This is a genomic window from Variovorax sp. CAN15, from assembly GCF_030462475.1.
Lineage (GTDB): Bacteria > Pseudomonadota > Gammaproteobacteria > Burkholderiales > Burkholderiaceae_C > Variovorax.
Genome location: NZ_JASMRZ010000045.1, coordinates 9,233 through 21,601, shown reverse-complemented (window position 1 = coordinate 21,601; position 12,369 = coordinate 9,233). Strand labels below are relative to the sequence as shown.

The 12,369-nt window shown below is 67.9% G+C and carries 8 protein-coding genes; 6 read left to right on the top strand and 2 right to left on the bottom strand.

The window, feature by feature from the left end; genetic code table 11:
• Positions 1-23 precede the first annotated feature (23 nt).
• The 5 genes from QMO14_RS22425 to QMO14_RS22405 all read left to right on the top strand — a co-directional run bounded on the left by QMO14_RS22425 (position 24) and on the right by QMO14_RS22405 (position 3,664).
• Entirely contained in the window at positions 24-512 is a 489-nt protein-coding gene (locus QMO14_RS22425) for a YbaK/EbsC family protein (protein ID WP_126023736.1), read from the top strand.
• A 20-nt stretch (positions 513-532) separates the two neighbouring features.
• Positions 533-787 carry a DUF1289 domain-containing protein gene (locus tag QMO14_RS22420; RefSeq protein ID WP_301509859.1) on the top strand — a complete coding sequence of 85 codons (255 nt, stop codon included), beginning with the start codon at positions 533-535 and terminating at the stop codon, positions 785-787.
• Positions 784-1,431, top strand: a complete 648-nt coding sequence (locus QMO14_RS22415) for a 2-hydroxychromene-2-carboxylate isomerase (RefSeq protein ID WP_301509835.1) — start codon at positions 784-786, stop codon at positions 1,429-1,431. The genes QMO14_RS22420 and QMO14_RS22415 overlap by 4 nt, the downstream gene beginning before the upstream one ends.
• A gap of 191 nt (positions 1,432-1,622) precedes the next feature.
• A complete protein-coding gene (locus QMO14_RS22410; protein WP_301509834.1) occupies positions 1,623-3,317 on the top strand; it encodes an MFS transporter in 1,695 nt (564 codons plus the stop codon).
• A 197-nt stretch (positions 3,318-3,514) separates the two neighbouring features.
• On the top strand, positions 3,515-3,664 hold the full coding sequence (locus QMO14_RS22405; protein ID WP_295977744.1) for a hypothetical protein: 150 nt from the start codon (positions 3,515-3,517) through the stop codon (positions 3,662-3,664).
• Positions 3,665-3,775: 111 nt separating this feature from the next.
• Here the strand turns inward: QMO14_RS22405 and QMO14_RS22400 are convergent, their stop codons facing one another.
• Positions 3,776-4,888 carry an ABC transporter substrate-binding protein gene (locus QMO14_RS22400; RefSeq protein WP_301509833.1) on the bottom strand — a complete coding sequence of 371 codons (1,113 nt, stop codon included), beginning with the start codon at positions 4,886-4,888 and terminating at the stop codon, positions 3,776-3,778.
• 180 nt (positions 4,889-5,068) lie between these two features.
• A complete protein-coding gene (locus QMO14_RS22395) occupies positions 5,069-6,181 on the bottom strand; it encodes an ABC transporter substrate-binding protein (protein ID WP_301509832.1) in 1,113 nt (370 codons plus the stop codon).
• A gap of 186 nt (positions 6,182-6,367) precedes the next feature.
• On the opposite strand from QMO14_RS22395, the gene uvrA reads away from it, so the two are divergent.
• Positions 6,368-12,364 carry an excinuclease ABC subunit UvrA gene (gene uvrA, locus QMO14_RS22390; protein ID WP_301509858.1) on the top strand — a complete coding sequence of 1,999 codons (5,997 nt, stop codon included), beginning with the start codon at positions 6,368-6,370 and terminating at the stop codon, positions 12,362-12,364.
• Positions 12,365-12,369: the final 5 nt, after the last annotated feature.

Sequence of the window (12,369 nt, the reverse complement as noted above, 5' to 3'; positions counted from 1 at the left end):
AGCCTGATAGATTCGAAGCCACCATGTGCGGATCCGAACTCCATAACCTCCCCGAAGGCGTCCAGCGCGTTTCCCGCGCCCTGCAGGATGCCGGCCACCCCCATTCCCCACGCATGCTCGACGACGCCTGCCGCACCGCGCAGCAGGCTGCCGACGCGCTCGGCATCGCGGTCGGGCAGATCGCCAAGAGCATCATCTTCAGGCGCAAGAGCGACGAGTCGGCGGTGCTGGTCATCACATCGGGCGACAAGCGCGTGGACGAGAAGAAGGTCGACGCGCTGGTCGGGAAGACCGGCCGCGCCGATGCCGACTTCGTGAAGTCGCGCACCGGCTTCACCATCGGCGGCGTCTCGCCCGTGGGCCACCTGACGCCGCCCGTGGTGCTGATCGACCGCGAGCTCTTCCGCTTCGAGGAAATCTGGGCCGCCGCCGGCCATCCGCATGCCGTGTTCCAGCTGCGCCCGCACGACCTCGAGAAGCTCACCGGCGCGCCGGTGGCCGACGTGGTGTGAATTTCGCCGAAGCGGAAACGCTGGCCGGCCGCGCGGTGGCCGTGCAGGCCGTGGAGGAGGACGTTCCCTCGCCATGCTGCTCGGTGTGCCGCATGGACCGCCTGAGCGGCTTCTGCGAAGGCTGCCTGCGCACCATCCCCGAGATCGCGGGCTGGAGCAAGATGGAAGACGAGACCCGGCGCCACGTGTGGCGGGCGATAGAGTTGCGGGCCAGGGCCGGCATCTGGCGCATGCCCGAAACGAATGCAGGGAACGAAGGAGAAAGCAGCGCATGAAGCACATCGACTTCCATCTCGACTTCATCTCGCCCTACGCGCACCTCGCCTTCGAGCACCTGCCCGAGGCGCTCGAAGGCCTCAGCTACAGCGTGGCCTACAAGCCGGTGCTGCTGGGCGCTCTGCTCAAGCAGCACGGCCAGCTCGGCCCGGCGGAGATCCCGTCGAAGCGCAGCTGGACCTACCGCCACGTGCTCTGGCTGGGCCACACGCACGGCATCGAGATCCGGATGCCCGCTTCGCATCCCTACAACCCGCTGGCGCACCTGCGGCTGGCGGTGTCCACGAGCGACGACGGCAGCATCAGCCGCCTCGTGGCCGAGACCATCTTCCGCCATGTGTGGCGCGGCGGCGAGGAAGCCGGCGACCCCGCGCGCCTTGCCGCGCTCACCGCGCAGCTCAAGCCGAAGCGCGACGCGAACAGCGACGAGAGCAAGGCCCTGCTGAAGCGCAACACCGACGAAGCCCTGCGGCAGGGCGTGTTCGGCACCCCGGCCTACGTGGTCGACGGCCGCCTGTTCTGGGGCTTCGACGGCCTGCGGATGCTGCGCGCCTACCTGGCGGGCGACGACTGGTTCGACGGCCCGGACTGGGCTTCTGCCGACCAGCGACCGGCCCTGCTGCGCAGCGGCAAGCCGGCCTGAGGACAAACCCGCGATAGGCGGGAAAGAGGCTCGATTTCTTACAAGCTGAAACGTGCCGCGCGGGTTTCACCCTAGAACGTAAGCGCCGGTTCAGTTTCGCGAAAGGATCGGGTCAGTCGCGTCTCCAAGAATGCCTTCACGGTCCCGGATACCGGGTGCCGCAATGAACGCATACACACAGGAGACGACCAATGGCAGCCGCACTAGATTCGAGGGGAGTGCCGCATCCGGCCCCCCGGCCCATGTCCTCGGAGGAGAAGAAAGTCATCTTCGCGTCCTCGCTGGGCACCGTGTTCGAGTGGTACGACTTCTACCTCTACGGTTCGCTGGCCGCGATCATCGCCAAGCAGTTCTTCAGCGGCCTGGATGCGGGCGCGGCCTTCATCTTCGCGCTGCTGGCGTTCGCCGCCGGCTTCCTGGTGCGTCCGTTCGGCGCCATCGTGTTCGGCCGACTGGGCGACATGATCGGACGCAAATACACCTTCCTGGTCACGATCCTGATCATGGGTCTGTCGACCTTCATCGTCGGCCTGCTGCCGAGCTACGCGACCATCGGCGTCGCGGCGCCGGTGATCCTGATCGCGCTGCGCATGCTGCAGGGCCTCGCGCTCGGCGGCGAGTACGGCGGTGCCGCCACCTACGTGGCCGAGCACTCGCCGCACGGCAAGCGCGGCGCCTACACCTCGTGGATCCAGACCACCGCCACGCTCGGCCTGTTCCTGAGCTTGCTGGTGATCCTGGGTGTGCGCGAGTTCATGGGCGAAGCGGTCTTCAACGACTGGGGCTGGCGCATTCCGTTCCTGGTGTCGATCCTGCTGCTGGGCATCTCGGTGTGGATCCGCCTGACGCTGTCCGAGTCGCCCGCCTTCCAGAAGATGAAGGCCGAGGGCAAGACCTCCAAGGCGCCGCTGGCCGAGTCCTTCGGCCAGTGGAAGAACCTGAAGATCGTGATCCTGGCGCTGGTGGGCCTGACGGCCGGCCAGGCGGTGGTCTGGTATTCGGGCCAGTTCTATGCGCTCTTCTTCCTGACGGCGCAGCTCAAGGTCGACGCCACGACCGCCAACCTGATGATCGCCGCCGCGCTGCTGCTGGGCACGCCGTTCTTCGTGGTGTTCGGCACGCTTTCGGACAAGATCGGCCGCAAGCCGATCATCATGGCCGGCTGCCTGCTGGCGGTGGTCACCTACTTCCCGGTCTTCAAGATGCTGACCGAAGCCGCCAACCCCGACCTGGCCCGTGCTCAGGCCACGGCCGGCGTGACGGTGACGGCCGACCCGGCCACCTGCTCGTTCCAGGGCAATCCGGTGGCGCGCGAGATCGACTTCAAGAGCTCCTGCGACATCGCCAAGCGCTACCTCGTGCAGAACTCGGTGAGCTATGAGAACGTGGCCGGCGCGCCGGGTTCGAAGGCCGTCGTGAAGATCGGCGACAAGTCGGTCGAGGCGCCCATCGGCAACGTCGTGAACTCCAAGTTCGACGAGAACTCGGTCAAGGAAATCGCCGCCTTCAAGAAGGGCGTGGCCGAAGACCTGAAGATCGCGGGCTATCCGGCCAAGGCCGACCCCGCCAAGATCAACAAGGTGCTGAGCATCGTGCTGCTGTTCTGGCTGGTGCTGCTGGTCACCATGGTCTACGGCCCGATCGCAGCGATGCTGGTGGAACTCTTCCCCACGCGCATCCGCTACACCTCGATGAGCCTGCCGTACCACATCGGCAACGGCTGGTTCGGCGGCCTGCTGCCGACCACCGCCTTCGCCATCGTGGCTTCCACCGGCAACATGTACAACGGCCTGTGGTATCCGATCATCATCGCCGGCATGACGCTCGTGGTGGGCACGCTGTTCATCCGCGAAACCAAGGACGTGGACATCTACGCCAATGATTGACTGACCCCCAGGCTTCGCGCACTTCGTGCGCTTTCGCCAACCCCCTCTCCGGGGGGGGCAACACCTGCGGCCCGGCAAAGCCGGTTCCGCGGTGTTCCCCGCGAAATACCGGAATCCTTCTACCTGCCTGTTGAACAAAGAGGCTTCATGCCGACCGCATGAGGCCTTTTTCTTGAACCATCCAGGAGACAAAACCCATGTGGAAACTCGCCGTCGGCTTCGTCATCTTCGCCGCCATTGCCCTGTACGTGATCTCGAAGGCCGGTGACAAGGTCGACATGTCGGGCGAGAAGCATGGTGGGGACACCACCACGCACGAACCCGCGCCCGCCGCCGCGCCGAAGTAACGCCAGGGGGCATGCCGGAACACTGCGGAACCGGCTTTGCCGGGCCGCAGGTGTTGCCCCCGGTAGGGGGTTGGCGCAGCGACACGAAGTGCGCGAAGCCTGGGGGCGAGCCTACCTTTTGAACTTGCCGTCGCTCACGATCGAGAGATCGACGTAGTCGATGCCCGTGTGGTCGGTCGGCGAGTAGCTGATGTCGAGCCCGCCGCCCACGTCGTACTGGAAGCTGTTGAGCGTGGCGATCAGCTTCGCTCGCGTGGGCTTGGGGCCCGTGCGGCGCAGCGCCTCCACCATCACCTTCGTGGCGACGAAGCCTTCCAGCAGCGCGGGCGAGAGCTCGTTCTGGCCCTTGGCCTTGGCCAGCGCCAGTGCTTCCTTGATGAGCGGATGGCCGAAGGCGCGCTCGTAGGGCAGCACCTGCGTGACGATCACGCCCGCGCTGGCCGAGCCCAGTTCCCTGATGAAGCCCGAGGCCGCGTTGTTCGACAGCGTGATGATCTGCGCCGCCGAGCCCGCCGCCCGCAGCGCCTTGATGCCGTCGGTCACGGCCGTGCCCGAGCCGATCCACAGTACCGCCTGTGCGTTGGCCTTGGTGAGCTGCGGCACGATGGCCGTGTAGTCGGGCTTGCTGCGATCTGCCAGGGCCACCACGGCCGGCTTCAGGTTGGCCTTCTCGAAACCCTTGTTCGCGCCTTCCATCGCGTCCTTGCCGAATGAGTCGTCCGCCTGCACGACGGCGATGCGCTGGATGCCGGTGGTCTGCAGGTGTTGCACCGCCTTCTCGGCCTCGCGCTGGTAGGTGGAGCGCACGTTGAAGATGTTCTTCTGCACCGGCTTGTGCAGCGCCATCGCGCCGGTGGAGGGGCCGACCAGCGCCACGCCGTGCTTGTCGAGCAGCGGGATCACCGCGAGCGTGTTGGGCGTGCCGCGATTGAGCAGCAGCGCGACGACCTTCTTGTCCTCGATGAGCACGCGCGTGTTCTCCAGCGAGCGCTTGGCGTCGAGGCCGTCGTCCATGCGGATGACTTCGATCTGCTCGCCGTTGATGCCGCCCTGGGCGTTGACCTGGTCGATGACCAGCTGCGAGCCCATGATGGTTTCCTTGACGCTGGCCGCCACCGGGCCCGAGAGGTCGGCCGATTGGCCGATCAGGATCTGGGCCGATGCGCCCGCCGCCGCCATGGCAAGGAACAGCGCAGCGGCGCAGGACGTGAACGTCTTCTTCATCGAGCAGAGCCTTTCCAGGAAGCGATCGCTTGTGTCAGAAACTGTGTAATGTGTTGCCGAACGTCACGTATCGCTAGCTCACGCAAACCCTGTCAAACCAAGGTTTCCAGCGCCCGGAAAAAAAGCGGCCCGCCGGGCAGGCCGGCGGGCCGTTCAACTCGCCCCTTTCGGGGCGGGGACTCAACGCTTGAAGCGACCGTCGCTGATGATCGACAGGTCCGCGAAATCGATGCCGCTGTGGTCGGTGGACGAATAGCTCACTTCGAGCCCTCCGCCCAGGTCGTAGCCGCGCAGGCCTTCGAGCGCCGCCACCACCTTTGCCCGGGTCGGCTTGGGGCCGGCGCGGCGCAGCGCCTCCACCAGCACCTTGGCCGAGGCAAAGCCTTCGAGCGCGGCCGGCGACAGCTCCGACTGGCCCTTGGCCTGCGCCAGAGCCAGGGCTTCCTTAACCATCGGATGGCCCAGCGAGCGCTCGTTCGGAAACACCTGCGTCACGATCACGCCGCGGCTTGCCTCGCCCAGTTGCTTGATGAAGCCCGACGAGGCGTTGTTCGACAGCGTGACCACCTGCGCCGCCGAGCCCGCGGCGCGCAGCGCCTTGATGCCGTCGACCACGGCCACGCCGGAGCCGATCCACACCACCGCCTGCGCGTCGGCGCCCTTGATGGCCGGCACGATGGTCTTGTAGTCGGGCTTGTCGCGGTCGGCCGGGATGGTCACGGTCGGCTTCGTCTTGCCCTTGGCGAAGCCGGTCATCGCGCCTTCGAGCGCGTCGGCGCCGAAGGAGTCGGTCACGTACACCACGGCGATGCGCGTGAGGCCGATGGTCAGCAGGTGCTGCACCGCTTTTTCGGCTTCGCGCTGGTATGTGGAGCGCACGTTGAACACGTGCTTCTGCAGCGGCTTGTGCAGCACCATCGCGCCGGTGGAGGGGCCGATGAGCGCAACGTCGTTCTTGTCGAGCCAGGGAATGATCGCCTGCGAGTGCGGCGTGCCGCGGCTCATGAAGAGCGCCAGCACCTTCTTCTCCTCGATCAGCACGCGCGCGTTCTCGCTGGCTCGCTTCACGTCGAAGCCGTCGTCCATGCGCAGCACTTCGATCTTCTCGCCGTGGATGCCGCCCTGCGCGTTGACCGAGTCGATCACCAGGTTCGCGCCGCCGATGGTCTCGTTCACGCTCGCGGCCACCGAGCCGGTCATGCCGGCGGTCTGGCCGATCAGGATCTGGGCCGACGCGCCGAGAGTGCTGAAGGCCAGCAGGGCGGTGGCGCAGAGCATGCGCGTTTTCGTCATGGAGTCCTTTCGAAGCATCGCCGGCTACCGGTCCGGCGGATATGAAAACAAATGTGGTATTTGTTTCTAAAAGTGTTCTGAACTCCATCCGGACAAACCCCTGCGCGGCCACCTACCTTGTGAGCTAGTGCGCAAATCCGTCATGGAGCACTCCCTAGAATGTTTGCCCCACCCCCCAAGGCACTCATGACACAGGGCTCCATCCGGATTCGCGGCGCGCGCCAGCACAACCTCCAGAACCTCGATCTCGACATCCGCACCGGCGAGATGACGGTGGTCACCGGGCCCAGCGGCTCGGGCAAGTCGAGCCTCGTTTTCGACACCCTCTATGCCGAAGGCCAGCGGCGCTACGTGGAGACCTTCTCCGCCTACGCGCGCCAGTTCCTGGACCGCATGGACAAGCCGGCCGTCGACAAGGTGGAGGGCGTGCCGCCCGCCATCGCCATCGACCAGACCAACCCGGTGCGCTCCTCGCGCTCCACGGTCGGCACGATGACCGAGCTGAACGATCACCTGAAGCTGCTCTTCGCGCGCGCGGCCAACCTGTTCGACCGCGAGACCGCGCTGCCGGTGCGCCACGACTCGCCCGACAGCATCTATGCGCAGATCGTCGAGCGCGCCGCCGCGGCGGGCGACCCGCGGCTGGTCGTCACCTTTCCGGTCGAACTGCCCGCGAGCACCACGGCCGAGGAGGTCACGCAGTGGCTTTCGGCCAGCGGCTTCACGCGCGTGCAGTCCGAGCGCGAGGTGGCCACGCCCACCGGTCCGCGCAAGGTGCTCGACGTGGTGGCCGACCGCTTCCGCGCATCGGGCGCCGAGCGCTCGCGCGTGGTCGAGGCCATCGAAGTGGCGCTCAAGCGCGGCAGCGGCCGCGTCACCGTGCATGCCACCGGCTCGGAAGGGCCGGCCCCCTCGGGGGGCAGCGAACCACACGGAGTGGGGAGCGTGGGGGCAACGTCTGCGCCGACGGACGTGTGGAAGTTCTCCACCGGCCTGCATTGCCCCGAAAGCGACATCCGCTACGCCGACCCCATCCCGTCGATGTTCTCGTTCAACTCGGCCGTGGGCGCCTGCGACACCTGCCGCGGCTTCGGCCGCGTGATCGGCGTCGACCTGGGCCTGGTGATTCCGAACGACAAGCTCACGCTGCGCGCGGGTGCCATCAAGACCATCCAGACGCCCGCCTGGAAGGAGGCGCAGGACGACCTCATGCGCCACGCCGAAACCGCCGGCATCCCGCGCGACACGCCCTGGAACAAGCTCACCGAAGAGCAGAAGCACTGGGTGATCGAAGGCACGCCCAACTACAAGGAAGGCAACTGGAACAAGCAGTGGTACGGCGTGCGCCGCTTCTTCGGCTACCTGGAGAGCAAGGCGTACAAGATGCACATCCGCGTGCTCTTGTCGAAGTACCGCAGCTACACGCCGTGCCCCACCTGCAGCGGTGCGCGGCTGAAGCTCGACAGCCTCATTTGGCGCATCGGCAGCAAGGAAGACGCCGACGCGGTGCTGCCGCCCGGGAAGCGCTTCATGCCGACCGGCGCGAAGTGGACCCGCGCGCAGCTGGAGGCGCTGCCGGGGCTGTGCCTGCATGACCTGATGCTGCTGCCCATCGAGAGGCTGCGGAGGTTCTTCGACCGCATGGGCCAGGGAATGGCTCCCTCCCCCGCTGGGGGAGGGCAGGGGTGGGGGCAGGCGGCCTCCGCAAAAGCCGTGGCGGTGGTGGAGGCCGAGAGCCCCCATCCCAACCTTCCCCCAGCGGGGGAAGGAGCAAGACAGGGCGAAGCGCAGGCGCTGAAGCTGCTGTTCGAAGAAATCACCACCCGCCTGCGCTACCTCCACGACGTCGGCATCGGCTACCTCACGCTCGACCGCCAGAGCCGCACGCTCTCCGGCGGCGAAGTGCAGCGCATCAACCTCACCACCGCACTCGGCACTTCGCTGGTCAACACGCTGTTCGTGCTCGACGAGCCCAGCATCGGCCTGCATCCGCGCGACATGAACCGCATCACCGAAGCCATGCTGCGCCTGCGCGATGCCGGCAACACGCTGGTGGTGGTCGAGCACGACCCGGCCGTGATGCTGGCCGCCGACCGCGTGATCGACATGGGCCCCGGCCCCGGCGCGCGCGGCGGGCAGATCGTGTTCGACGGCACCACCGACCAGCTGCGCGACGCCGACACGCTCACCGGCCAGTACCTGGGCGGGCGCAAGAAGATCGGCATGGGCTTCAAGCGGCTGGTGAGCGAGAACACGCACCGGCTCATCCTCGAAGGCGTGCGCGAGCACAACCTGAAGAACGTGACGGTCGAGTTTCCGCTGGCGCGGCTGGTGTGCGTCACCGGCGTCAGCGGCTCGGGCAAGTCCACGCTGATCCAGGACGTGCTGGCGCCCGCGCTCATGCGCCACTTCGGCAAGGCCACCGAAACGCCCGGCGCGCACGACCGCATGCTCGGCGCCGATCACCTCGGCGACGTGGTGTTCGTCGACCAGTCGCCCATCGGCAAGACCGCGCGCTCCAACCCCGCGAGCTACGTGGGCGCGTGGGATGCCATCCGCGAAATCTTCGCGACGGCGGCGCTGTCGCGCCAGCGCGGCTACACCGCAAGCAAGTTCAGCTTCAACTCCGGCGACGGGCGCTGCCCGACCTGCGGCGGCTCGGGCTTCGAGCACGTCGAGATGCAGTTCCTGTCCGACGTGTACCTGCGCTGCCCCGACTGCGACGGCAAGCGCTACCGCCCCGAGATCCTCGAAGTGCGCGTGGAGCGCAAGGGCAAGAGCTACAACGTGGCCGACGTGCTCGACCTCACCGTGGCCGAGGCCGCGGCGGTGTTCGAGGCCGACCGCGACGTGCTGCGCGTGCTGCAGCCCATCTCCGACGTGGGCCTGGACTACGTCAAGCTCGGCCAGCCCGTGCCCACGCTGAGCGGCGGCGAGGCGCAGCGCCTGAAGCTCGCGGGCTTCCTGGCCGAGGCCGCGAAGAACGCGACCGCCAGCAAGCAGTCGGTGGCGCGCAAGGGCACGCTCTTCCTGTTCGACGAGCCGACCACCGGCCTGCACTTCGACGACATCGCGCGGCTGATGCGCGCGCTGCGCAAGCTGCTGGACGCGGGGCATTCGCTGATCGTGATCGAGCACAACCTCGACGTCATTCGCGCCAGCGACTGGCTCATCGACCTCGGCCCCGAAGGCGGCGAAGGCGGCGGCCAGGTGGTGGCCGAAGGCACGCCCGAGCAGCTGCGCGAGAACCGCGCCTCGCTCACCGGCGCCGCGCTGGCCGACTACGAGCTGGCCATCGGCCCCGAGGCCTACAAGGTGGCCGAGCGCGCCGCGCGCCGCTACATCGCCAACGCGAAGACGGCGCCGGGCAGCAACGCCATCGAGATCGTCAACGCGCGCGAGCACAACCTGAAGAACCTGAGCGTGGACATTCCGCGCGGCAAGTTCAGCGTGGTGACCGGCGTGAGCGGCTCAGGCAAGTCGACGCTCGCGTTCGACATTCTCTTCAACGAAGGCCAGCGCCGGTACCTCGAATCGCTCAACGCCTATGCGCGCAGCATCGTGCAGCCTGCGGGCCGGCCCGAGGTGGACGCGGTGTACGGCATTCCACCGACCGTGGCCATCGAGCAGCGCCTGTCGCGCGGCGGCCGCAAGAGCACGGTGGGCACCACCACCGAGGTGTGGCACTTCCTGCGGCTGCTGTACGTGAAGCTGGGCATCCAGCACTGCATTCACGACGGCGCCGCCGTGCAGCCGCAGACGCCCGACAGCATCGCCGCGCAGCTGATGCGCAACTTCAAGGGCCAGCACATCGGCCTGCTCGCGCCGCTGGTGAGCAACCGCAAGGGTGTGTACACCGAGCTGGCCGACTGGGCGCGCCCGCGCGGCTTCACCCACCTGCGCGTGGACGGCGACTTCCTGCCGACCACCGGCTTCCCGCGCATCGACCGCTTCAAGGAGCACAGCATCGAGCTGCCGGTGGCCAGCCTGGACGTGCTGCCCTCGAATGAGAGCGAGCTGCGCGCGGCGCTGACCAAGGCGCTCGAACACGGCAAGGGCGTGGTGCACGTGCTCAGCGATCTCGACGGCCTGCGCGCCGCGATGATGGCGGGCGTGTCCGCCGCGGGCATCGGCCGCGTGAACGTGTTCTCCACGCTGCGCGCCTGCCCGGTGTGCAGCACCAGCTATGCCGAGCTCGACCCGCGCCTGTTCAGCTACAACAGCAAGCACGGCTGGTGCCCCGATTGCGTGGGCACGGGCGTCAAGCTCAGCAAGGACCAGCGCAAGGTGTTCGACGACTCCGTGCTGGCCGACGACAACAAGGGCCGCGAGCAGACATTCGCCGAGCCCGAGGTGGAAGACCTGGCCGACGTGGCCTGCCCGACCTGCGAAGGTACGCGCCTGAATGCCACGGCGCGCGCCGTGAGCTTCGGCACCGCGGCCGACGGCACGGGCGGCATCGGCATCACCGAACTCGCGCGCATGAGCGTGACCGAGGTGCGCCAGTGGTTCGAGGGGCTGTCGCTCAGCGGCCGGGAAGCCGAGATCGCGCGCGACCTCGTGCCCGAGATCAAGAGCCGGCTCGAATTCCTCGAAGAAGTGGGCCTTGGCTACCTCACGCTCGACCGTGGCGCGCCCACGCTTTCGGGCGGCGAGGCGCAGCGCATCCGCCTGGCGGCGCAGCTCGGCAGCAACCTGCAGGGCGTGTGCTACGTGCTCGACGAGCCGACCATCGGCCTGCACGCGCGTGACAACCAGATCCTGCTGAACGCGCTGCACAAGCTCGGCGACAAGGGCAACACGCTGGTGGTGGTGGAGCATGACGAGGACACCATCCGCCGCGCCGACCACATCATCGACATCGGCCCGAGCGCCGGCAAGCGCGGCGGCCGGCTGGTGGCCGAGGGCTCGGTGGCCGACATCCAGAAGGCCGGCGATTCGCAGACCGGCCGCTACCTGCGCGATGCCATCCGGCATCCGCTGCACGAACGGCGCGCGGTTTCTCTCCCTCCCCCTCTGGGGGAGGGCRGGGGKGGGGGCACAGCGGCCTCGAACAAGGCCGCGGCGCATGCAAACGCCGCCAGCCCCCACTCCAACCCTCCCCCAGCAGGGGAGGGAGCCGATGCATGGCTCACCGTGCACGGCGCCGACCTGCACAACCTGCAGGACGTGACCGCCACGCTGCCGCTGCACCGCCTGGTGGTGGTCACCGGCGTCAGCGGCTCGGGCAAGTCGACGCTCGCGCGCGACGTGCTGCTGGCCAACGTTCAGGCCATCGTGACGCAGCGCATGACCAAGGCCGGCCGCGACGCCGACGCCGCTGGCAAGCGCCCCGCGTGGGCCGGCTGCCGCAAGGTCGAGGGCTACGAGACCATCGACCGCGTGCTCGAGGTCGACCAGACGCCCATCGGCAAGACGCCGCGCAGCTGCCCGGCCACCTACATCGGCTTCTGGGACACCATCCGCAAGCTCTTTGCCGACACGCTCGAAGCCAAGGCGCGCGGCTACGGCCCGGCGCGCTTCAGCTTCAACACCGGCGAAGGCCGCTGCCCGGGCTGCGAGGGCGCGGGCGTGCGCACCATCGAGATGAGCTTCCTGCCCGACGTGAAGGTGCCCTGCGAGGTCTGCCACGGCGCGCGCTTCAACCCCGAGACGCTGGCCGTGAGCTGGCGCGGCAAGAGCATCGGCGACGTGCTGAAGATGGAAGTCGACGAGGCCGTCGAGTTCTTCGCGAGCATGCCCAACATCGCGCATCCGCTGCAGTTGCTGAAGGACGTGGGCCTGGGCTACCTCACGCTGGGGCAGCCCTCGCCCACACTGTCGGGCGGCGAGGCGCAGCGCATCAAGCTGGTGACCGAACTCAGCAAGGTGCGCGACGACATCACCCGCCGCGGCCAGAAGCCGCCGCACACGCTGTACGTGCTCGACGAGCCGACCGTGGGCCTGCACATGGCCGACGTCGAGAAGCTGATCCACGTGCTGCACCGGCTGGTGAACGGCGGCCACAGCGTGGTGGTGATCGAGCATGACCTCGACCTGATCGCCGAGGCCGACTGGATCCTCGACCTCGGGCCCGAGGGCGGCAGCGCCGGCGGACGCATCGTCGCGGCGGCACCGCCGGAAGAGGTGGTGCGGTTGGGCACGCACACGGGCGTGGCGCTCAAGCCGGTGCTGGCGCGCTGAGCGGC